Annotated in this window: 16 protein-coding genes and 1 tRNA gene; 4 read left to right on the top strand and 13 right to left on the bottom strand. The window is 65.7% G+C overall.

All coding sequences use genetic code 11. The annotated features are described in order from the left end of the window. The first annotated feature begins 29 nt into the window (after window positions 1-29). A complete protein-coding gene (locus AC5Y5O_RS17745; RefSeq protein ID WP_500026222.1) occupies window positions 30-518 on the top strand; it encodes a hypothetical protein in 489 nt (162 codons plus the stop codon). Window positions 519-990: 472 nt separating this feature from the next. On the opposite strand, the gene AC5Y5O_RS17740 is transcribed toward AC5Y5O_RS17745, so the two are convergent. The 5 genes from AC5Y5O_RS17740 to AC5Y5O_RS17720 form a co-directional block, all read right to left on the bottom strand. Continuing rightward, window positions 991-1,434, bottom strand: a complete 444-nt coding sequence (locus AC5Y5O_RS17740; RefSeq protein WP_096290231.1) for an ATP-binding protein — start codon at window positions 1,432-1,434, stop codon at window positions 991-993. An 88-nt stretch (window positions 1,435-1,522) separates the two neighbouring features. Next, window positions 1,523-1,963: a response regulator gene (locus AC5Y5O_RS17735; RefSeq protein WP_096290230.1), complete on the bottom strand. Its 441-nt coding sequence runs from the start codon at window positions 1,961-1,963 to the stop codon at window positions 1,523-1,525. A gap of 115 nt (window positions 1,964-2,078) precedes the next feature. Beyond that, a complete protein-coding gene (locus AC5Y5O_RS17730) occupies window positions 2,079-2,441 on the bottom strand; it encodes a hypothetical protein (RefSeq protein WP_500026219.1) in 363 nt (120 codons plus the stop codon). A gap of 233 nt (window positions 2,442-2,674) precedes the next feature. Continuing rightward, window positions 2,675-2,989 carry a class I SAM-dependent methyltransferase gene (locus AC5Y5O_RS17725; RefSeq protein WP_096290228.1) on the bottom strand — a complete coding sequence of 105 codons (315 nt, stop codon included), beginning with the start codon at window positions 2,987-2,989 and terminating at the stop codon, window positions 2,675-2,677. Window positions 2,990-3,144: 155 nt separating this feature from the next. Then, window positions 3,145-3,861 (bottom strand): SDR family NAD(P)-dependent oxidoreductase, encoded by a 717-nt coding sequence (locus tag AC5Y5O_RS17720; protein ID WP_096290227.1) that lies wholly within the window; start codon window positions 3,859-3,861, stop codon window positions 3,145-3,147. A gap of 254 nt (window positions 3,862-4,115) precedes the next feature. Between AC5Y5O_RS17720 and AC5Y5O_RS17715 the strand changes: the two genes are divergently transcribed. After that, window positions 4,116-4,907 carry a DUF732 domain-containing protein gene (locus AC5Y5O_RS17715; protein WP_096290226.1) on the top strand — a complete coding sequence of 264 codons (792 nt, stop codon included), beginning with the start codon at window positions 4,116-4,118 and terminating at the stop codon, window positions 4,905-4,907. A 389-nt stretch (window positions 4,908-5,296) separates the two neighbouring features. Here AC5Y5O_RS17715 and AC5Y5O_RS17710 read toward each other — a convergent pair whose 3' ends face one another. The 4 genes from AC5Y5O_RS17710 to AC5Y5O_RS17695 form a co-directional block, all read right to left on the bottom strand. After that, entirely contained in the window at window positions 5,297-5,554 is a 258-nt protein-coding gene (locus AC5Y5O_RS17710; protein WP_096290225.1) for a hypothetical protein, read from the bottom strand. A gap of 53 nt (window positions 5,555-5,607) precedes the next feature. Continuing rightward, window positions 5,608-5,907, bottom strand: coding sequence for a hypothetical protein (locus tag AC5Y5O_RS17705; RefSeq protein ID WP_096290224.1), 300 nt, complete (start codon window positions 5,905-5,907; stop codon window positions 5,608-5,610). 165 nt (window positions 5,908-6,072) lie between these two features. Next, a tRNA-Thr gene (locus AC5Y5O_RS17700) sits at window positions 6,073-6,144 on the bottom strand. Window positions 6,145-6,173: 29 nt separating this feature from the next. Then, window positions 6,174-6,899 carry a hypothetical protein gene (locus tag AC5Y5O_RS17695; RefSeq protein ID WP_096290223.1) on the bottom strand — a complete coding sequence of 242 codons (726 nt, stop codon included), beginning with the start codon at window positions 6,897-6,899 and terminating at the stop codon, window positions 6,174-6,176. 158 nt (window positions 6,900-7,057) lie between these two features. Here AC5Y5O_RS17695 and phoP point away from each other — a divergent pair, with 158 nt between their 5' ends. Both phoP and AC5Y5O_RS17685 read left to right on the top strand, forming a co-directional pair. Next, a complete protein-coding gene (gene phoP / locus AC5Y5O_RS17690; RefSeq protein WP_096290222.1) occupies window positions 7,058-7,777 on the top strand; it encodes a two-component system response regulator PhoP in 720 nt (239 codons plus the stop codon). A gap of 35 nt (window positions 7,778-7,812) precedes the next feature. Then, window positions 7,813-9,264, top strand: coding sequence for a sensor histidine kinase (locus tag AC5Y5O_RS17685; protein ID WP_165796485.1), 1,452 nt, complete (start codon window positions 7,813-7,815; stop codon window positions 9,262-9,264). Here AC5Y5O_RS17685 and AC5Y5O_RS17680 read toward each other — a convergent pair. The 4 genes from AC5Y5O_RS17680 to AC5Y5O_RS17665 are packed head-to-tail and all read right to left on the bottom strand — an operon-like array spanning window position 9,261 to window position 13,345. After that, window positions 9,261-9,671, bottom strand: a complete 411-nt coding sequence (locus tag AC5Y5O_RS17680; protein ID WP_500026208.1) for an HIT family protein — start codon at window positions 9,669-9,671, stop codon at window positions 9,261-9,263. The two genes, AC5Y5O_RS17685 and AC5Y5O_RS17680, sit on opposite strands and share 4 nt — an antisense overlap. Window positions 9,672-9,708: 37 nt before the next feature. Beyond that, complete coding sequence (locus AC5Y5O_RS17675) at window positions 9,709-10,128, bottom strand: ketosteroid isomerase family protein (RefSeq protein WP_096290220.1); 420 nt, start codon at window positions 10,126-10,128, stop codon at window positions 9,709-9,711. Window positions 10,129-10,147: 19 nt separating this feature from the next. After that, window positions 10,148-12,202 (bottom strand): oxidoreductase, encoded by a 2,055-nt coding sequence (locus AC5Y5O_RS17670; protein WP_500026205.1) that lies wholly within the window; start codon window positions 12,200-12,202, stop codon window positions 10,148-10,150. 15 nt (window positions 12,203-12,217) lie between these two features. Next, window positions 12,218-13,345, bottom strand: coding sequence for an NDMA-dependent alcohol dehydrogenase (locus tag AC5Y5O_RS17665; RefSeq protein WP_096290218.1), 1,128 nt, complete (start codon window positions 13,343-13,345; stop codon window positions 12,218-12,220). Window positions 13,346-13,466: the final 121 nt, after the last annotated feature.

Raw genomic sequence — 13,466 nt, 5'->3', positions numbered from 1 at the left:
TTGCAGCAGTTCACACATTTGGAGGACGCATGGCCGATGAGCAACCGTTACGGACCAGGCCTGATGAGGCGACCGGGGAATACCAGCGCCCGCCGATCGCGGTTCCTGCCGAGCAGCTGAGCCCACCGGCCGGACCGGCCTTCGTGCGGCGCCACCCCGTGGGCGTCGCGGTCGGCGCCGGCGCGACCGGGTTCATTTTCGGCGCGCTACTGACAGCGCTGTTCCTAACGATCTTCTTGGCGGGGCCGTTGTCGCCGGGGCCGTTCCCCATGCCGGCGCCGCCACCGTGCGGCTTCGCGCCGGGCGGGTGCGGTGCGCCCATGCCCCCGCCCCCGGGATGGGCCGGCCCGGCCGGCGGCTGGGCAGCGCCGCCCCCGATGCCCAGACCGGCCTTCGCGCCGCCGCCGGGTCAGCTGCCGCCCCCGCCGCCCGGAGCCTGGGCCCCCGACCCATCGCCGGGTGCGCACCAACCAGCTCCCGGCGTACCGCCGCCCCCGGCATCCGGCCCGGGTCGTTGACGGCATGCGCACCTGGTGGCCGCCTGTGGCCGCCTGCGCCGCCGGCACGACCGCCACCGCAGGGCGCGAACTGCGGGAATGAACCGACGAACAGAAATGAGAAATGGGTCGAGTGATGAAGATAAAGACGTTAATCGCTGGGTCGCTGTTGGCAGGTGCTCTCGGGACCGCCGCGATGGGCATCGGTGGCGCGGTGGCCGGAGCGGATCCCTTCCCGCCACCACCGGGCCCTGGTCAGCCGGGACCGCCGCCGCCCGGCCCGGGTGGACCGTTCGGCCCGCCGGGGCCTGGTGGGCCGATGGGGGGCCCGCCTCCCGGTGGCCCGCTTGGGCCGCCGCCGCCCGGAGCGCCGCACCCGCCGGGCTTCTGATTCGGCTACACGTACCTGGTGGCCGCCTCTGTCATTGAGGCGGCCACCGTCAGGTGCAACGACTAAAGTCGTTGGAATCCAACGGCTTTGAGCGGAGCTACCTCAGGGCTTCTGGGCCGCGGAATAATCCAGGCACACCGTGGTGCCGCCGGGGCGAGTGTTGATGGTGCAGTGGTCTGCCAGCGCATGCATCAACATGATGCCGCGAGAAGCTCGAGGGTCGTGGGGTTGGCGCGGCGAGCGCCGGTGCCAGCTGCCACGATCGCTGACGCACACGCTGATCGTCTGCGCCGCGGGGTCATAGCCGGCCTGTAGCCGCATGGGGCCGACGACGTCCTGAGCGTGGTAGGCGTGTTCGACGCAGTTGGCCAGTGCTTCGTTGGCGCCGAGGATGACATCCCCGCTGACCTCTGGCGAGGCCTGCGGCAGCTCCCGCAGCCAGCGTCGCAAGGTATGGCGCAACTTGCACGCGGTCGCGGCGTCGGCCGCACCCGTGCAACTCAACTGCGCCGGGACGGCGGAAACTGCGGGGACCTCAGCGTTCATAGGCCATCGCATACCCCGTCGACTCTGGAAAAAACAAGGGACCCGTATCGCTTCTGCCACAGATCAATAGACGCACCGAGACTTGAGCTCAGCGGCGTGGGGGCAGTCGCACGATCTGGACGAAGAAGTTGTCGATCGTTCTGATGGCCGCCATGTAGCGATCGAGGTCGACAGGCTTTGTGACGTAGGCATTGGCATGGAGGTTGTAACTACGCAAGATGTCCTCTTGGAGAGACGACGTGGTGAGCACGACGACCGGGATGTCCTGCAGGTCGGGGTCTGACTTGACGGTCTGCAAGATATGGCGGCCGTCGAATTTGGGCAGATTGAGATCCAGCAGGATGAGATCTGGCCGTGGCGCGTCGCGAAATTCGCCGCGGCGGTAGAGGAAGTCCAGTCCTTCTGCGCCATCACGTGCGACATGCAGGTTGTTGGCGATCTTGTGGTGTTCGAACGCTTCTCGCGTGATCAGTTCATCACCGGGGTCGTCTTCGACGAGTAGTACGTCTATCGGATAAGGCGACGTCATCGGGGGAATCCACCTTTCGGGCGGGCGACGCGCACAAAGCGCTTCTTGAAAAGTGGTTTACCCCTTGGTAATAGGCACTAATCCGACTGTGACGCTTTGCTCACCAGTCGCTAATCTATTGGCCGGCAATGGCATCCATTGGCGGGCCATCACCGTGCCCGACACCGCGATGGGCCAGGCTCGTCGCCAGTGCCCTACCGCCTTGGACGGTCCCGACAATGTCCACAGCATCGTTGACCGTGAAATGTGAAGCGACAGTGAGCGGTTTGCTGCCATTGCCGGTGATCACGGTGGTGTCCGGGGTGAGCAAATAGGTCTGGGTGTACCCGCTGGCGCTACGCGCGGTTATCGAATCCGCCGATACCGCGATCAGGACTCCCTCCTGACTCACCGGGACCGACGCAGGAGGTGTCGCCGCGGTCACATGGGCAGGTGCCACTGGCTTTTCGGTGTCGACGGTAAGGGCGGCGAAACTCACCGCGCACAGCAGGGAGACGGGAGCAGCCCCACACATAAGCAATCGGCGTCGCCGTCTGCCCGGTCCTGTCAGTCGGTGCTTGGCGCCCACGATCAATCCTTCTTTCCGCGGTGCGGCGCCAATGGTCATCGGCTCCGACCCAGTCAGATTCGTTGCAGGGGGAATTACCCGACGCGCCCTGCGGGTAAACCCGGCGCTGCCGCGGCGGCTCGTCGTCCGGTCGCCGGGATTGTTCAGCTCGCGTTGAGCGTCGGGCAATCCTCGTAGCGAGCCGCGTCGATGTAGGCGTCGGCGCGTTCGGCCGCCTCGTCGCTATCCACCCCGGTCAGGTCGTAGTTGTTCGCCTTTTCCGCGGTGCTGACGATCTGGCGCCGCGACCACCCCTGCGCCAAGGCTGCGCATATCGTCTTTTCGGTCTGGTTTCTATGGTTCGGCCAGTCGGGCAAGAAGGTCACCTGATCGGCGCTTGCCGTGGCGATCATGCCAGGCAGCGCGCCCATTCCAAGGAGTGGAATCGTCAGCGACACTCCGTAGAGCAATTTCTTCATGGCCGCCGACCGTACGCTCGTTAACCGAGAGTTTACTGTGTTGTCACTGTGTGGACTTTCATTTTGCTGGGCAGCTGAACTCAGTTCCGTCACCGAGCGGATCACTATTTGCCGCCATTCACGTTGATCGATTGCCGCACTGGGCCTTTGAATGGCTAGGCTCCGGCGAGCAGGGCTGCGTATTGATTCTCGAGTACCTTGGCTGGGCCCATGCGCCACATTTCCGCCAAGGATTGCGAGAGGGCGTCGGGAAAGATCTCGTCCTCGTCGTTTTCCAGCCCGTCGAAGATCCCCTGCGCCACCGATTGCGTTGATGCTTTTGGTATTTCGAGACCTCGAGTCATATCGGTATCCACCGGGCCAGTGAGTACGGCATGCACGCGGATGCCTTGCGGCGCCAAGGTGAAGCGCAGCGATTGCGTCAGCGAGAACGCCGCGGCCTTGGACACGGAGTACGCCGGGATGATCGGCAATGGCGCCAGGGCGTTGAGCGAAAGGTTGTTGACGATCGAGCCGCCTTGGCGCGCGAGAATAGGCAGGTACGCGCTGATTACCGCGTAGGTGCCGAAAAGGTTGACGGCCAAGTGTTGTTCGAGTGCGGATCGATCGCTCAGGTCGTCGTATTGCGCCACACCCGCGTTATTGATCAGGATGTCGACGGCGTCCACCTGTGTGGCCGACTGTTGAATCTGCGCCGGTTCGGTGATGTCCAGCGCTAACGGTGTTACACGAGAGTCGAAGTTGGCCAACGGCTTTCGTGAGCCGACATATACCCGACTGGCGCCCCTGTTCAGGGCTTCGTCGACGAGGGCGCGTCCGATACCGCGGTTGCCCCCGGTAATCAGCACCGCTTTGTCCGAGATGGTGACCATGATCGCAAGCTCCTTGGTTGCTGGTGGCAGTGAGCGGGCGCCCGCCGGTGTCGGTGGTCGAGCCGTCCGTCGGCAGATGTCCGTATGTGATCCGATACGTGGACCCGTGACGATTCATCGGTCAGCTGGTCAACGGCCGCTGACGTTCGAGCCGTCCGGGCCGACGGACATCGCGGGCGCCGGCGCCGTACCGCGTTGCGCACGGTATCGGCCTGGACTTGTCACAACGTCGTGACACTCGCAAACTGGTTGATATGCGCGACCGCGAGACCATCGAGTCAGAATTACGGCGGATCGCTGCGCAGGGCGCTCAGCCCTCATCCCGAGAGGCCGACGAGCTGCTCGACGAACTACTGGCTCATAGCGCCGGGATTCCGTACTCCGCACCCGTTGCGGCGGCGGAGTTCGACTACGTCCCGGACGCCTGGTTACGCGAGCCTCCTCGCGAGACGAAGACCGAAAAGACCATGACGCGCCGACGCAAGGGCGCGCTGCGCCGCTTCGGCCTTGTCGCGGCGCTGCCGCTGTCTCTGGTAGCACTTGTCGCCGCGGTGGTGGTGATGCTCGCGTTGCGCCATCACGATTCATCGGCGCCGTCGGCGCAACCGCAACCGACGGAAGGCCCGCCGTCGGTCGCGCCGCCCCAGCCGGTCGCACCCAAAGCGCCAGCGTCGCGGGGGGACGTCGTCGACACGGCGTTCATCGAGGCGTTGAAGCACGAAGGCGTACCGGTTCCCAGCCAGGAGTACGTCGTGGCCCAAGGGCACGCGGTTTGTGATTTCCTGGCGCGCCAACGCAATTTCTCGGATGCGGTCGGATTCGTGCAGCGATCTTCGATATGGGACGCCAACCAGAGCACCGAGGTCACCGCGGGCGCCATCGTCTCGTACTGTCCGCAGTCCCGGCCCTCGATGGCGGACGAGATGCAGCCGGCTTACCAGAACACTCTCTCGGATCTGCAGGCCATCGAAGGAAAACTGCAGGGCATCCAAGACGATCTGCACGGCATTCAGGGTGGGCTGGACAACCTCCCGGGTCACCCGTAAACCGGGTCACCCAGCGCGGAGCCTCCTGTCAGGATTGAACTCGCCTGACGGTGCGGCGGGGGAGGGTGAAAGCCCCTCTTAGCAGCGAAAGTTCGTTACCAGAGATCAAGGGAGATATCTGTAACTGCAGCGGAATTGTGGGCATTTTGTGGGCAGAAGTCTGGCGGAGGGCCCGTCGGCCTGCCTCGCATCTCATCCGTTCCGAGATAGCATTCAATTCTGTTCGGGCCTGGTCGATTTGGTCGTAGGCGTACCTCGCGATGGCAGCGAGGTGCCTCGGTCTGTCCGGGCGGGCCCGGTGAAAGTGCGCGACCATTCCTGCCTGCGGACCGGACACCACTTCCGGCTCGCTCACATTGCAGTTCAGAACTGATTGGGCAATTTGTCAGTCACTCATTTGTGGGCCACGCCGAATAGTAGGCTCCGATTGCTTTTTCGATTGCTTGACCGCGCTCGTTCGGCCGCCAATCGGGCCCGAGATTGTTCATCATTTCGGTGATGAGGACGTCCACCACGGCGCGAGTCTGTTCGCTGCTCGGCTCTTTTGTGGCGCGAAGTTCAGTGGGCATGGCCGGTTCCAGGCGTGCCAGTTCGTCAATAATCACCGCGCGATGCTCCGCCGGGATGGCGTCCAGAACATTGTTCACGGGTTGATCTCCGAGAGGGAGGGCACTCCCACGCCACCGACCCCCGCCACCGGTTACACCTGAGGTATCGAGGCGCCGAGAGCGGCGGCTTGCTGCGCGCCATCGATGTCCGTCGCAGCAAACTCGGTGCCCGCCATGGCTGATTTGAGCGCACTCGTTTGCGCTCGTTGGGCCAGGGTGGCGATGGCTTCGTCCAGGGCCGCATGGGTAGCACCGACAGCGCCGGACGTCGCCTGGATGGCTAGCCCCACCCTGGGCAGCGGTGTCGCCGCCACCAACTCCGCCGAGACCGTCGCGCAGTGTGCCGCCAGCACCTGCAACCCCTCATTGCTGACCCGAAAAACGTCGGCCACATCGCAGACTTTAAAGCGCCGCGGGGGACACGCCAGTCAGTTCGCCGTTTGGCTAACGCTCACCTCTGGCTACCTCACCGGAAAATGTGGGCAAGAAAGTCTCAACCGCCCGATTGTTCGACGGCGAGAACGCCTCTACCAGCACCGACGGACACTGAAATCCAGAGCCCCCTGTCAGGATTGAACTGACGACCTTTCGCTTACAAGGCGAGTGCTCTACCACTGAGCTAAGGAGGCCGGGGTAAATCGGGTGCCAGCTTAGCCGTTCAGGCGTCGCCCTCGATGATCCGCTGCGACGGCACCGGACGTGACACGGTGCGTCGCCCGGGTCGCCGGCCCGGCAGCGGGATCCGCTCGGCGATGTTGCTCAGCGGGTTAACGACCATAGTGAGCGCGTTGACGGCGTCCTGCAGCGTGGCGATGGCCGGCTCGAGCGCTTCCATCCCGGGCGTCAATCGCGCCAAAGTGTCGGCGACGTCGGCAAGCTGGTCCAGCGGACCGTTTTTGGCGGTCAGCTTGTCGATCAGGCCGCCCTCGGACAACAGGCGGTCCGCCAGCCCATCCTCGGACAACACGCGCTCGATCAGCCCGTCCTCGGATAGCAGCTGATCGGCCAGCCCGCCCGGTTGCAGCGTCCGATGCAGGCCGCCGCCCTCCGCGGTCAGCCGATCGACCAGGCCGCCGTCCGACATCAGCAGGTCGACCACGCCGCCCGGGCGCAGCAACCGGTCGAGCGGCCCGTCGACCGCCATCGCTCGTCCCAGCGGTGCGTCGTCGTCCATCATTCTGGCCAGCCGATTGGCACGGTTGATCGCGTCGTCGAGCCCCAGCATCGAGGTCACCGCGTTGGTGCGGGTTTGTCCGCTCTCGCCGAGTGATCGCTTCGCCACCCCGACGGCCGCGGTGGCAAGATTCAGGCTCGCTTCGGCAGCCGCAAGGCCGACCCGGGCGGGCGCGGTCGCGGCGGACACCATGCTCTTGGCGAGATCCATGGTTCGAGTCTATGCACGACGCGCCCTCAAAAACCGGGTACCGGTCCAAGCTGATGCGATGATTCCTGGCAGACTACTAGCAGAAGCTTGTCACCGAGCTCCCAGGAATTACACAATTATTACATAGGCAATGTTCAGCTTAGGACGGGACAACCCAGATGACAGCGGCACCCCAAAGCGACACCAAACCGGAAGCCCGCATCCTCGTCGTTGACGACGAGGTCAATATCGTCGAGCTGCTCTCCGTGAGTCTCAAGTTCCAGGGGTTCGAAGTCTCCACCGCGACCAACGGAGCCCAGGCCCTGGACCGCGCGCGTGAAGCGCGCCCTGACGCGGTGATCCTCGACGTGATGATGCCCGGCATGGACGGCTTTGGTGTGTTGCGGCGGTTGCGGGCCGACGGCATCGATGCCCCGGCATTGTTCCTGACGGCACGCGACTCCCTGCAGGACAAGATCGCGGGTCTGACGCTGGGCGGTGACGACTACGTGACCAAGCCGTTCAGTTTGGAGGAGGTCGTTGCCCGGCTGCGGGTCATCTTGCGGCGGGCCGGCAAGGGTGGCGCCGAAACCCACAATGCCCGACTGACTTTCGCCGACATCGAGCTCGACGAAGAGACCCACGAAGTGTGGAAGGCCGGCGAACCGGTGTCGTTGTCGCCCACCGAATTCACGCTGCTCCGTTACTTCGTAATCAATGCGGGGACGGTGCTGAGCAAGCCGAAAATCCTTGACCACGTTTGGCGTTACGACTTCGGCGGCGACGTCAATGTCGTCGAGTCCTACGTGTCGTATCTGCGCCGGAAGATCGATACTGGGGAGAAGCGGCTGCTGCATACCCTGCGCGGGGTGGGCTACGTTCTTCGGGAGCCGCGCTGAGTACGCACCCGGCCATTCGCGGAAAGTAGCAATCGGTGGCGAAGAAGACGGAAACGACCGCCCAGGTTCGCCGGGGACTGCCCCTGCGAGTGGGTCTGGTCGCGGCAACCCTGGTGTTGGTTGCGTGCGGGCTGGCGGCCTCGGGGGTCATGGTCACGTCGATCCTGCGGCACAGTCTGGTCAGCCGCATCGACACGACGCTGCTCGAGGCCTCGCGCGGCTGGGCGCTGGCCCCGCGGCGGCAACTGACGGCGTCTTCCTACGAAGGCCCGGACCCGGGCCGGCCCCCGTCGAAGTACTACGTGCGCGGTGTCGGCACCGACGGCCAACCGTTTACCGCCATCAACGACCGCAACGCCGAACCGGCCCTGCCGCCCAACAACGACGTGGGCCCCAATCCGACTACGCTGCCCTCGGTCAACGGCTCCGACATTCAGTGGCGAGCGGTGTCGGTACACGGGCCGCACGGCCTGACGACCGTCGCGATCGACCTGTCCGACGTCCAGCAAACCGTCCGGTCGCTGGTCTGGTTGCAGTTCGGCATCGGGGTGGCCGTGCTGGTGGTGGTCGGCATCGCCGGCTTCGCGGTGGTGCACCGCAGCCTGCGCCCGCTGGTCGAGGTCGAACAAACCGCCGCCGCGATCGCCGCGGGCCAGCTGGACCGTCGCGTTCCCGAACGTGATCCCCGCACCGAAGTGGGCCGGCTTTCGTTGGCGCTCAACGGAATGCTCACCCAGATTCAGCAAGCGGTGGCATCCTCGGTGTCCTCGGCCGAAACAGCACGCGGCTCGGAGGATCGGATGCGACGGTTCATCACCGACGCCAGCCACGAACTGCGGACCCCGCTCACCACCATTCGCGGCTTCGCCGAACTGTATCGGCAGGGCGCGGCGCGCGACGTGGCGATGTTGCTGTCGCGCATCGAAAGCGAAGCCAGCCGGATGGGCCTACTGGTCGACGACCTGTTGCTGCTGGCCCGGCTGGACGTGCAGCGGCCGCTGGAACACCATCGCGTCGACCTGCTGGCGCTGGCCAGTGACGCCGTGCACGATGCGCAGGCCATCGACCCGAAGCGCACCGTCACGATGGAAATCCTCGACGGCCCCGGCACTCCCGAGGTGCTCGGTGACGAGGCGCGGATCCGCCAGGTGCTGAGCAATCTCGTCGCCAACGCCCTGCAGCACACCCCGACCAGTGCCGACCTCATCGTTCGGGTCGGTACCGACGGCGACGACGCGGTGATCGAGGTGGCCGACCGGGGGCCCGGCATGAGCGAGCAGGACGCGTCGCGGGTGTTCGAGCGGTTCTATCGCACCGACTCGTCGCGCGCGCGGGCCAGCGGTGGTACCGGCCTGGGGCTGTCCATCGTCGACTCGCTGGTTCACGCGCACGGCGGCAAGGTCACCGTCCAAACGGCGCCCGGTGAGGGCTGTTGTTTCCGCGTCACCCTGCCGCGCGTGAGCGACGTACCGGCCCAGGTCGGCTAGGCCTGGCCTAGCTGCTCGAGCGCCGCTTTGATCCTGGCCTGCGCCTGATCGAGCGACTCCGGCGACGGATTGCGGTCGACGTTGGCGAAGCCGAAGTCGCTGAGGCTGCGGGTGGGGAAGACGTGAACGTGCAGATGCGGCACCTCCAGACCCGCGATGATCAGCCCGGCCCGCTCGGCCCGAAACGCCTTGCACACCGCCTTGCCGATCAGCTGGCTGACCGACATCACGCGCGCGAACGCGCCTTGTTCGACGCTCTGCCACTGATCGATCTCGGCGCGCGGCACCACCAGCGTGTGCCCCTGGGTCATCGGCTCGATCGTCAGGAATGCGACGACGTCGTCATCCTCGTACACAAATCGGCCCGGCAGTTCACGGTTGATGATCTTGGTGAAGATCGACGACATGGCCCCAGCATAGGTAGGACCATCCGGCGCCGTTGCGTCAGTCCTCCTGGCCGAACTCCATCACGTCGAGGTTCCAGTAGCCGCGCATGTTGGTGATCAGCCCCGCCTCGTTGACCTTGTAGGTGAACACGCCGCGCACCTTGCTGGTCATGCCGCCCTCAAACTTGCTCTGCAGCACCAGAATATGAGCGATCTCGTTGGGATCACTCGATCCGAACGTCTCTTCGCAGGTGATGGTCAGCTGGTTTTGCGCAATGTTGTTGTCGAAGAACTCGCCGACGGCGGCTTTGCCACGCACACCGGTGCCGTCGGGGTTGGTGACCGACTTGCCGATCGGGTCCTCGATGACCACGTCGTCGGTCATCAGCGCCAGCCAGCCGTCCCGGTCTTTGCCCTGCGCGCACCGCCACGACGACTGCGAGGCGGTCAGTGCCGGGGATTGGGTGGTTTGGGTCATCGCTATCTCTCTCCTGTCGTTAGATCGCGCACGCGGCGCGCGCGCCCTCTTCGGTTGCCTTACGAATAAGCCCCAGACCGCTGCAATCGCCGGCGGCATGCACGTCGGCCCCGGGCAGGGCGGCCGTCACGCTGTCGAACAGTGCGGTGTCGGGTTCGACGGACCCGGCGATCACGACGCTGTCGGCGGGCAGTTCGCGAGTGGTCCCACCGACCGGGGTGAATATCACGCCCCGGGTCGTGATGCGGTCGACGGCCGCGCGGATGTGCACGGTGACGCCGAGCCGGTCGAGTCGGTCCATGTGTTCAGTCTTGCGCTTGTTACCCACTTCCGGGGCGATGTCCTTGCCGGACTCGAGGATCGACACCAGCCGGCCCCGGCCGGCCAGGAACTCGGCGAGTTCCAGGGCGACCAGGTCTCCGCCGATGATGACGACGCGGCGGCCCACCGGCATCCAGGCGCGGGTGGCAAGCCGAACGGCGGCCGGGTGCACCAGCCGCTGCCGCCGGCCCGCCAGTAGCGCGGCGCCCAGCCGTTGCCAGGCCGGATCGGTGCCTTCGGCGTGGCCGCCGAGCAACTGACGCAAACCCGGCCCGGTGTGCACGTGCGGCAGCTCGGCTCCTGGAATCGCCGGTACCGCGACGTGACCGCCGGTGGCGACCACCACGGCGTCGGGCGCATGCGCGAGAACGTCGTCGACCGAAACTGCATGGCCCAGATGCACTTTGGCGGTGCTGAGCCTGATCTCGTCGCGTAGATACCGTAGGAACGGTTGGTTCTCGGGATGCAGCACGCAGGCCCAGCGCAGCGCGCCGCCGAGTTGGCCGGCGCGCTCGAAGAGCGTGACGCGGTGGCCGCGCTGAGCGGCCACGCGGGCGGCCTCCAGGCCGGCCGGCCCGCCGCCGATCACCACGACGCGCTTGGCGCGACCGGCGCGTGGCGCAGACAGTTCGCGTTCCTTGCCGGTGCGGGGATTGACGGCGCAGTCGACAGAGAAGCGCTGTTCCATTGCGTCGATACAGTTTTCGCAAGAAATGCACTTGCGGATGCGGTGCGATTGACCGGTCTGCAGTTTGCGGGGCAGATCGGGGTCGGCCAGCAGCGGGCGCCCCATCGCGATGAAGTCCGCGCGTCCATCGGCGAGGATCTGCTCGGCCCGGACGGGGTCATGGATCCGGCCGACGGCGATCACCGGCACATCGACCGTCTGCTTGACGGCCGCGGCCGCGCCGACATTGAGCGCGTCGCCGTCGTCGGCGGCGTTGACCATGCCCGTGACGAGCCGGTCTATCACCCCGCCGCTGACGTGGAAGGCGTCGACCCCCGCTGCGACGAGTTCGGTTGCCATGCGGGCGGTTTCGTAGATCGCCCGCCCTCCGGCGACCCGTTCGTAGCCGGAGATGCGCAGCGTGATGGGCAGCGCGTCGCCCACCTCGGACCGAATGGCGGCCAGCGCCTCCAGCACCACCCGCAGCCGGCCCCGGGTGGAGTCACCCCGATAGTCGTCGGTGCGTCGATTACGTTGTGGTGCAAGGAAAGAGCCCAGCAGCATGTAGCCGTGTGCGGCGTGCAGTTCGATACCGTCGTAGCCCGCTTCGGCGGCGCGGCGCACCGCTCCCTTGAACAAGTCGAAGACTTCGCGGAGTTGTCGCTTGCTGATTTCGCTGGACGGGCGGCCGGTGAGATACGACGGGATCACCGATGGCCCCAACGACTCGACCCCGAAAAGCTCCGGGCCCAGCCCGTCGGGGCCGGCGTGCACGATCTGCGGCTGGATCTTGGCGCCGTGTTCGTGCACGACCTCCACCAGCGCCCGATGGGCGCCGATCGCCTCGTCGGTGGCCAGATGAAGGCCACCGGGAGTCTCGGGGTGGTGATGGTCGACCCCGGTGGCGCCCAACGTGATCAACCCGACCCCACCGCGGGCACGAGCGGCGAAATAGTCGCGGGTGCGCGCCGACGGTAGCCCGTCGCCGGTGCCGTACATCGTCTCCATCGGAGACATGACGACCCGGTTGCGCACCGTCATGGCGCCGATTCGCCCCGGCGCCAAGAGGTGCGGAAAGCTGGTCACCCAGGACCGGTCGGGTTACCGGTCGGCGTCGGTGTACCGAATGACGCCGCGAATGTTCTTGCCGTCCAGCATGTCCTGGTAACCCTCGTTGATCTGCTCGAGGCGGTACTGGGTGGTGACCATGTCGTCCAGGTTGAGCTTGCCGGCCTTGTACATCGACAGCAGCTGCGGGATGTCGTACTGCGGGTTACCACCGCCGAAGATGGTGCCCTGCAGGTTCTTCTGCATCAGGGTCAGCATCGCCAGATTGATGTTGACGTTGGTGTCCAACAGGCTGCCGATCGCGGTCAGCACGCAGGTCCCGCCCTTTTGGGTGATGTTCAGGTAGTTGTCGATGTCGGCCCCGTGCAGCTCGCCGACGGTGACGACCACCTTGTGGGCCATCAGGCCGTAAGTGACCTCGGCAATGCCCATCAGCGCGGCGTTGATGTCCGGGTAGACGTGGGTGGCTCCGAACTTCAGTGCCTGGTCGCGCTTCCACTCCACCGGGTCGATCGCGAAGATGTAGCGGGCACCGGCGTTGACCGCACCCTGTAGCGCGGCCATGCCGACACCGCCGACGCCGACGATCGCGACGTCCTGGCCCGGCCGGATGTCGGCGGTGCGGACCGCCGAGCCGTAGCCGGTGGTGACGCCGCAACCGACCAGGGCGGCCACCTCGAACGGCACCGACGGGTCGATCTTCACCACCGAGGCGCGGTGCACAACCATGTACGGCGAGAAGGTGCCCAGCAGCGTCATCGGGAAGACGTTCTGGCCGCGGGCCTGGATGCGGAAGGTGCCGTCGCTGACCGCCTCACCGCCGAGCAGGCCGGCGCCCAAGTCGCACAGGTTGCGCATGCCGGACTGGCAGGTCGGACACTGCCCGCAGGACGGGATGAACGACAGCACCACGTGGTCGCCCGGCGCGATGTCCTCCACGCCGGGGCCGACCTCGGTGACGATGCCCGCACCCTCGTGGCCGCCGAGAACGGGGAAGCCCGCCATCGGGATGCCACCGGTAACTAGATGATGATCCGAATGGCACATCCCGGCCGCTTCCATCTGGATCTTGACCTCGTGCGCTTTGGGGTCGCCGATCTCAATTTCCTCGATGGACCACGGCTGGTTGAATTCCCAGATCAGTGCGCCTTTTGTCTTCATGAAGGACCTCCACTAACGTGCCCTGACCCGAATGCCGGTGAAAGGGGCCGGCCGGGGCCGGATGGCAATTTAGAACGTGTTCTCATTCGCTGACCATTATGACGTGCATCACCGGGCTGTA

The sequence above is a fragment of the Mycobacterium sp. NGS40 genome (genome assembly GCF_059812735.1).
Note: the sequence above shows the minus strand (reverse complement) of the source record. Positions and strands in the feature narration are given on the sequence as shown.

Excerpts from the sequence above, each read along its gene's own strand:
- AC5Y5O_RS17745 (WP_500026222.1), top strand. The coding sequence starts at position 30 with ATGGCCGATGAGCAACCGTTACGGACCAGGCCTGATGAGGCGACCGGG.
- AC5Y5O_RS17740 (WP_096290231.1), bottom strand. The coding sequence starts at position 1,434 with ATGAACGCTGAGGTCCCCGCAGTTTCCGCCGTCCCGGCGCAGTTGAGT.
- AC5Y5O_RS17735 (WP_096290230.1), bottom strand. The coding sequence starts at position 1,963 with ATGACGTCGCCTTATCCGATAGACGTACTACTCGTCGAAGACGACCCC.
- AC5Y5O_RS17725 (WP_096290228.1), bottom strand. The coding sequence starts at position 2,989 with ATGAAGAAATTGCTCTACGGAGTGTCGCTGACGATTCCACTCCTTGGA.
- AC5Y5O_RS17720 (WP_096290227.1), bottom strand. The coding sequence starts at position 3,861 with ATGGTCACCATCTCGGACAAAGCGGTGCTGATTACCGGGGGCAACCGC.
- AC5Y5O_RS17715 (WP_096290226.1), top strand. The coding sequence starts at position 4,116 with ATGCGCGACCGCGAGACCATCGAGTCAGAATTACGGCGGATCGCTGCG.
- AC5Y5O_RS17695 (WP_096290223.1), bottom strand. The coding sequence starts at position 6,899 with ATGGATCTCGCCAAGAGCATGGTGTCCGCCGCGACCGCGCCCGCCCGG.
- phoP (WP_096290222.1), top strand. The coding sequence starts at position 7,058 with ATGACAGCGGCACCCCAAAGCGACACCAAACCGGAAGCCCGCATCCTC.
- AC5Y5O_RS17680 (WP_500026208.1), bottom strand. The coding sequence starts at position 9,671 with ATGTCGTCGATCTTCACCAAGATCATCAACCGTGAACTGCCGGGCCGA.
- AC5Y5O_RS17675 (WP_096290220.1), bottom strand. The coding sequence starts at position 10,128 with ATGACCCAAACCACCCAATCCCCGGCACTGACCGCCTCGCAGTCGTCG.
- AC5Y5O_RS17665 (WP_096290218.1), bottom strand. The coding sequence starts at position 13,345 with ATGAAGACAAAAGGCGCACTGATCTGGGAATTCAACCAGCCGTGGTCC.